The 6000-nt window shown below is 66.7% G+C and carries 5 protein-coding genes; 3 read left to right on the forward strand and 2 right to left on the reverse strand.

Going from position 1 to position 6000, the window contains the following annotated elements; genetic code table 11:
- Positions 1-19 precede the first annotated feature (19 nt).
- A complete protein-coding gene (locus H0523_RS11630; RefSeq protein WP_054434190.1) occupies positions 20-634 on the forward strand; it encodes a Maf family protein in 615 nt (204 codons plus the stop codon).
- Positions 635-708: 74 nt separating this feature from the next.
- On the opposite strand, the gene H0523_RS11635 is transcribed toward H0523_RS11630, so the two are convergent.
- Positions 709-2043, reverse strand: a complete 1335-nt coding sequence (locus H0523_RS11635) for a dicarboxylate/amino acid:cation symporter (protein ID WP_054434188.1) — start codon at positions 2041-2043, stop codon at positions 709-711.
- 295 nt (positions 2044-2338) lie between these two features.
- On the opposite strand from H0523_RS11635, the gene H0523_RS11640 reads away from it, so the two are divergent.
- Together H0523_RS11640 and H0523_RS11645 are read left to right on the forward strand one after the other, a co-directional pair.
- Positions 2339-4291, forward strand: a complete 1953-nt coding sequence (locus H0523_RS11640) for a sensor histidine kinase (protein WP_231690000.1) — start codon at positions 2339-2341, stop codon at positions 4289-4291.
- Positions 4292-4325: 34 nt separating this feature from the next.
- Positions 4326-5723 carry a sigma-54-dependent transcriptional regulator gene (locus H0523_RS11645; protein ID WP_054434186.1) on the forward strand — a complete coding sequence of 466 codons (1398 nt, stop codon included), beginning with the start codon at positions 4326-4328 and terminating at the stop codon, positions 5721-5723.
- Between the two features lie 91 nt (positions 5724-5814).
- Here the strand turns inward: H0523_RS11645 and H0523_RS32130 are convergent.
- On the reverse strand, positions 5815-6000 hold a 186-nt coding region (locus H0523_RS32130), incomplete at its 5' end, for a hypothetical protein (protein ID WP_218950878.1).

A 6000-nucleotide genomic window follows, 5' to 3' on the forward strand; every position in this document is an offset into this window, starting at 1 on the left:
CCGCCGCGCGCCGCCTCCCATGACTGACGCCAACACTCCCGCACGCCTCTATCTCGCCTCCGCCAGCCCCCGCCGGCGCGAACTGCTGACGCAGATCGGCCTGGCGCACGAGGTGCTGCGCGTCCCCGCGCCGCCCGGCGAAGACGAACCGCAGCACCCCGGCGAAAGCGCCGCCGACTATGTCCAGCGCACCGCGCGCGACAAGGCCGAGCGCGGCCGCGACTGGCTGCGCGCGCAAGCCCTGCCCGTCCTGCCGCTGCTGGCCGCCGACACCACCGTCATCCTCGACGGCCAGGTGCTGGGCAAGCCCGCCGACCGCGACGACGCCATCCGCATCCTGCGGGCGCTGTCGGGCCAGACGCACCAGGTGCATACCGCTGTCGCCCTGTGGACGGGCGACCGCCTGCTGGAAGCGGTCTCGATCACCCACGTGCGGATGCGTCCGCTCGAACTCGACGAAATCGCGCGCTATTGCGACAGCGGCGAACCGTTCGGCAAGGCCGGCGCCTACGGCATCCAGGGCCTGGCCGGCGCCTTCGTCGCGAACATCGACGGCAGCTACACCGGCGTCATGGGCCTGCCGCTGTTCGAAACCGCCAACCTGTTGCGGGCCGCCGGCATCGCGATTCCCTGATTGCGCGCGATCCCATTAAAAAGCCCCCGGGCCGCAAGGTCCGGGGGCTTTTTGCCATGATCAAGCCGTGGCGATCAGCTCTGCGACGTCGACACTCGCGCCATCGCCTGCGGCTGCGCGGCCGGCGCCTCGCCTTCCAGCGCGGCATGCAGCTGGTCCTTGTCCAGTTCGCCTTCCCAACGCGCCACCACGACGGCGGCGGTGGCGTTGCCGACCAGGTTGGTCAGCGCACGGCATTCGGACATGAAGCGGTCCACGCCCAGGATCAGCGCCATGCCGGCCACCGGCACCGTCGGCACCACCGACAGCGTCGCGGCCAGCGTGATGAAGCCGGCGCCCGTCACGCCCGCGGCGCCCTTGGAGCTCAGCATCGCCACCAGCAGCAGCAGGATCTGGTCGCCCAGCGACAGCGGAATGTCGCAGGCCTGGGCAATGAACAGCGCCGCCATCGTCATGTAGATGTTGGTGCCATCCAGGTTGAACGAATAACCGGTGGGCACCACCAGGCCGACCACCGACTTCGAGCAGCCGGCGCGTTCCATCTTCTGCATCAACGTCGGCAGCGCGGCTTCCGACGAGCTCGTGCCCAGCACCAGCAGCAGTTCTTCTCGGATGTAGCGCACCAGCTTCAGGATCGAGAAGCCGTTGTAGCGCGCCACCAGGCCCAGCACGACCACCACGAACAGCACCGAGGTGGCGTAGAACGTGCCCACCAGCATCGCCAGGTTGATGATCGACTTGATGCCGTACTTGCCGATGGTGAACGCCATGGCGCCGAAGGCGCCGATGGGCGCGGCCTTCATCAGGATCGCAACCAGCTTGAAGATGGGCTGGGCCAACGCCGTCAGGAAGTCCAGCACCGGCTTGCCGCGCTCGCCGACCTGGGCCAGCGCGATGCCGAACAGCACGGCCACGAACAGCACCTGCAGGATATCGCCGCCGACGAACGGACTGAAGATCGTGGTGGGGATGACGTTCAGCAGGAAGCCGGTGATGGTCGAGTCATGCGCCTTGGCGACATAGCCCGACACCGCCTTCTGGTCCAGCGTGGCCGGATTGATGTGCATGCCGGCGCCCGGCTGCACGATGTGGCTCACCACCATGCCCACGATCAGGGCCAGGGTCGAGAACACCAGGAAGTACAGCATGGCCTTGCCCGCCACGCGCCCGACCTTCTTCAGGTCGCTCATGGCCGCGATACCGGTCGCCACCGTCAGGAAGATCACCGGGGCGATGATCATCTTCACCAGCTTGATGAAGCCATCACCCAGGGGTTGCATGGCCTGGCCGAGGTCGGGCTTGAAATAGCCCAGCAGAATGCCGATCACAATCGCGAAAAGCACCTGCACGTACAGGATTTGATAGAACTTGAGCTTGCGCGCGGGCGCGCTTTGATCTACTTCGATCATCGGGATTTGTCCCCACCAGGGGCCCCATGCTCCATGCGACGATGCGCAGCGGGTATCGGGGCGTTATCTCTTTTAAAGCCGTGCGTATCTCCGCAGGCCGATTTCACCCGATGAGCAATATCGCCGGGCTTGCCCAGCTATATGCAAATGCCGTGCCAACCCGGGACAGATCGTCCCCTGAATTCAAGCCCTTGATTCAGCTACGATTTTTCAGACGCGCCCAGGATGGTGAAGAAAAGAATGGCGAAATATCACACAGAACTCAGCTAGAATGTGCGAAAAACCGCACAACATCATGTCCACTCGCCCTTCCCCCCAGGCCGCGCCCGCGGCGGCGCCTGCCCAAGCGGATGGCGCCGCGCCCCGGCGCCGTCCGGCGTGGCCCTGGGCCCTGCTGATTCTGGCGGCCGTGGCCGTGGTATTCGGCATCCTGCATGCCGCCAGCGAATGGGCGCGCGACGGCGCCCTCAAGGAAGCCTATCTGCAGGCCCGCAGCGCGGGCCAGATCAACGCCGCCCTGCTGCGCAACAACCTGGATAAATTCCGCGCGCTGCCCTTCGTCCTGACCCGCGATGTCGATCTGCGCGCCACGCTGCAGAATCCCACGGCGGCGCAGATCGAATCGCTCGACGAAAAACTCGACACCCTGAGCCGCGGCGTGGGCGCCTCGGCCATCTACGTACTGGACCAGACCGGCTATGCCATCGCCGCCAGCAACTGGCGCGAACCCGCCACCTTCGTCGGCGTCGACTACCAGTTCCGGCCGTACTTCCGCGGCGCCGTGGCGCATGGCTCGGCCGAGCATTTCGCGCTCGGCACCATCAGCCACGAAGCCGGCCTGTACCTGTCGCGGCGGGTCGATGACACTAACGGCGTGATGCTCGGCGTCGTGGTGCTGAAGGTCGACTTCCGCGACCTGGAAGCCGACTGGCGCCAGTCCAACGCGCCCATCTTCGTCACCGACGAACATGGCGTGGTGCTGCTGGGCAGCGTGCCCGACTGGCGTTTCCGCGTGCTGAAGCCACTGGCGCCCGACCTGGCCCAGACTCTGCGCACCAGCCTGCAGTTCGGCGACGCCATGTTCCAGCCGCTGCCCTTGCAGCCCACCCCGAGAACCGTCAGCGGCGGCCAGCTGTTGCGATCCGACGAAGCCCTGCCGCAGATCCCTGCGGGCGCGCCGCTGCTGCACACCACCCTGCCCATCGTGGAATCGCCAGGCTGGACGCTGCACCTGCTGTCGCCGGTGCAATCCGCGCTGAACCGCGCCACCGCCAATGCGCAATTGGGCGCCCTGCTGGCCCAGGGCGTGCTGTCCGCCATCATCGGCATCCTGCTTTACCGTCGCCATCGCAGCCGTGAAGGCGCCGCCCAGCAGATGGCCGTGCGACAGCAGCTGGCCGCCCAGGTAGAAGAACGCACCGCGCAACTGCGCGAGGTCAACCAGCAACTGCTGGCGCAGATGGATGAACGCCAGCGCACCGAGGCGCGCCTGCACACCATGCAGGACGAGCTGGTGCAAGCCAGCAAGCTCGCGCTGCTGGGCCAGGTCGCCGCCGGCGTCGCGCACGAGATCAACCAGCCGGTGGCCGCGATCCGCGCCTATGCCGACAACGCCGCCGAATTCCTGCGCCGCCAGGACCCGGCCTCCGTCGAGGAAAACCTGGGCACCATTGCCTCGCTCACCGACCGCATCGGCCATATCACTGGCGAGTTGCGGGCCTTCTCGCGCAAGGCTGGCGCTTCGGTCGGCCCGACCAGCCTGAAGGAAGCCTTGGACGGCGCGCTGCTGCTGGTCGGCCCGCGCGCCAGGCGCCAGCGCGTGGTGCTGCAACGCCCGCCGGTGGAACAGGACTACCTAGTGCAGGCCAACCGCATACGCCTCGAACAGGTACTGGTGAACCTGCTGCAGAACGGCATGGATGCGCTCGAGGGCCAGGCCGACGGCCGCATCATCATCGCGCTGCAGGACATGGGCGCCTCGGTGCAATTGTTCGTCAACGATAACGGCCCGGGCCTGTCGCCCGAAGCCAGCGCCCGCCTCTTCACGCCATTCCACACCACCAAGGCCGAAGGCCTGGGGTTGGGCCTGGTGATCTCACGCGACATCGTCGCCGAATTCGGCGGCGACCTCCGCGCCGCCCATCCCGGCGACGCCATCTTTCCCGCGCCCCACGGCCCCGGCCGCGGCGCAATGTTCACCCTGACGCTGCGCAAGTCGCCGCCTTCGATCCATGACCCGCGTCCCTGACACCGACCATTCCCAACCGGCGCCGCCAGGCGCCATGCCCGGGGCCTCCCTGCTGGAAGATCCCCGCGCCAAGCCGGCCGTGCCCCGCGTCGCCTTCATCGACGACGACGAGGAACTGCGCCGCGCCAACGTGCAGACGCTCAAGCTGCACGGCATCGCGGTCGACGCCCATGCCAGCGCGCGCGGCGCGCTGGCCACGATCAATCGTGATTTCGACGGCGTGGTGGTCACCGATATCCGCATGCCCGACATCGACGGGCTGCAGCTGTTCCAGCGCCTGCGGGCTATCGACCCGGAAATTCCCGTCATCCTCATCACCGGCCACGGCGACATCGCCATGGCGGTGCAATGCATGCGCGATGGCGCCTATGATTTCCTGGCCAAGCCCTATCCGCCCGATCGCCTGGTCACCGCGATCACCCACGCCGCCGAGAAACGTCACCTGGTGCTGGAGAACCGCCGCCTGCGCGAAGCCGCGTTCGCGGTCGAAGCCGACGAAGTGCCCTTCATCGGCACCGCGCCGGCGATGCAGCGCATCAAGCAGACGCTGCGCCACATCGCCGATGCCGACGTCGACGTGCTGGTGGAAGGCGAAACAGGCACCGGCAAGGAAGTGGTCGCCACCGCCCTGCATCGCCTGAGCCGCCGGCGCCATCACGCACTGGTCGCGATCAATTGCGGCGCGCTGCCGGAAAGCGTGATCGAAAGCGAGCTGTTCGGCCACGAGGCCGGCGCCTTCACCGGCGCGCAGAAGCGGCGCATCGGCCGCATCGAGCACGCCAGCGGCGGCACCCTGTTCCTGGACGAAATCGAAAGCATGCCGCTGGCGGTACAGGTCAAGCTGCTGCGCGTGCTCGAATCGCGCCAGATTACCCCCCTGGGCAGCAACGAAGTCCGCAGTCTGGACCTGCGCGTCGTCGCCGCCACCAAGGAAGACCTGGGCAGCCCGGCCATCCGCGCCAAATTCCGCGAAGACCTGTTCTACCGCCTGAATGTGGTCACCATCCGCATTCCGCCGCTGCGCGAACGTCGCGAAGACATCCCGCTGCTGCTGGCCCACTACCTGGGACACGCCTCTCGTCGCTTCCAGCGCGACATTCCCGACATGCCCGCCGACATCAAGCGCCACCTGCTGACGCACGACTGGCCGGGCAATGTGCGGGAACTCGCACACTTCGCCGAACGCTTCGTCCTGGGCGTGCTCAACACGCCCGCCGCGGCCTTGCCGGAGCAGGAATCCACACCGGGTACGCTGCCGGAAAAGATGGAGCGTTTCGAGGCCCAGCTCATTCGCGAAGCGCTCGCCGCCCACCAGGGCGACGTCCGCGCGACACTGGAAGCGCTGGGCATCCCACGCAAGACCTTCTACGACAAGTTGCAGCGCCACGGCATTGACCGCCAGGACTACACCGGGGCGGCATCGCTGAGCTGAAGCCGGCCTCCCAATGCATCCACATTGGGGCTGTCATGTGTTTTGGTTAGCGGGCCACCTTGCAGACGGCTGCAAATACACCAATAGATGGTCAGCCCAACAAGCAAAAACCCCCGTGCGGCGCCAGCCGCGCGGGGGTTTCTTTTTGGGGTTTTCCGCGCGCACCAAAGACAAAACCCCACAGGCGAGAGCCTATGGGGTTTTGCGGAATAAAAGCCTGACGATGACCTACTTTCACAGACGTCCGTCCACTATCATCGGCGCAAAGGCGTTTCAC

It is taken from the genome of Achromobacter insuavis, assembly GCF_902859645.1.
Classification (GTDB): domain Bacteria; phylum Pseudomonadota; class Gammaproteobacteria; order Burkholderiales; family Burkholderiaceae_B; genus Achromobacter; species Achromobacter insuavis.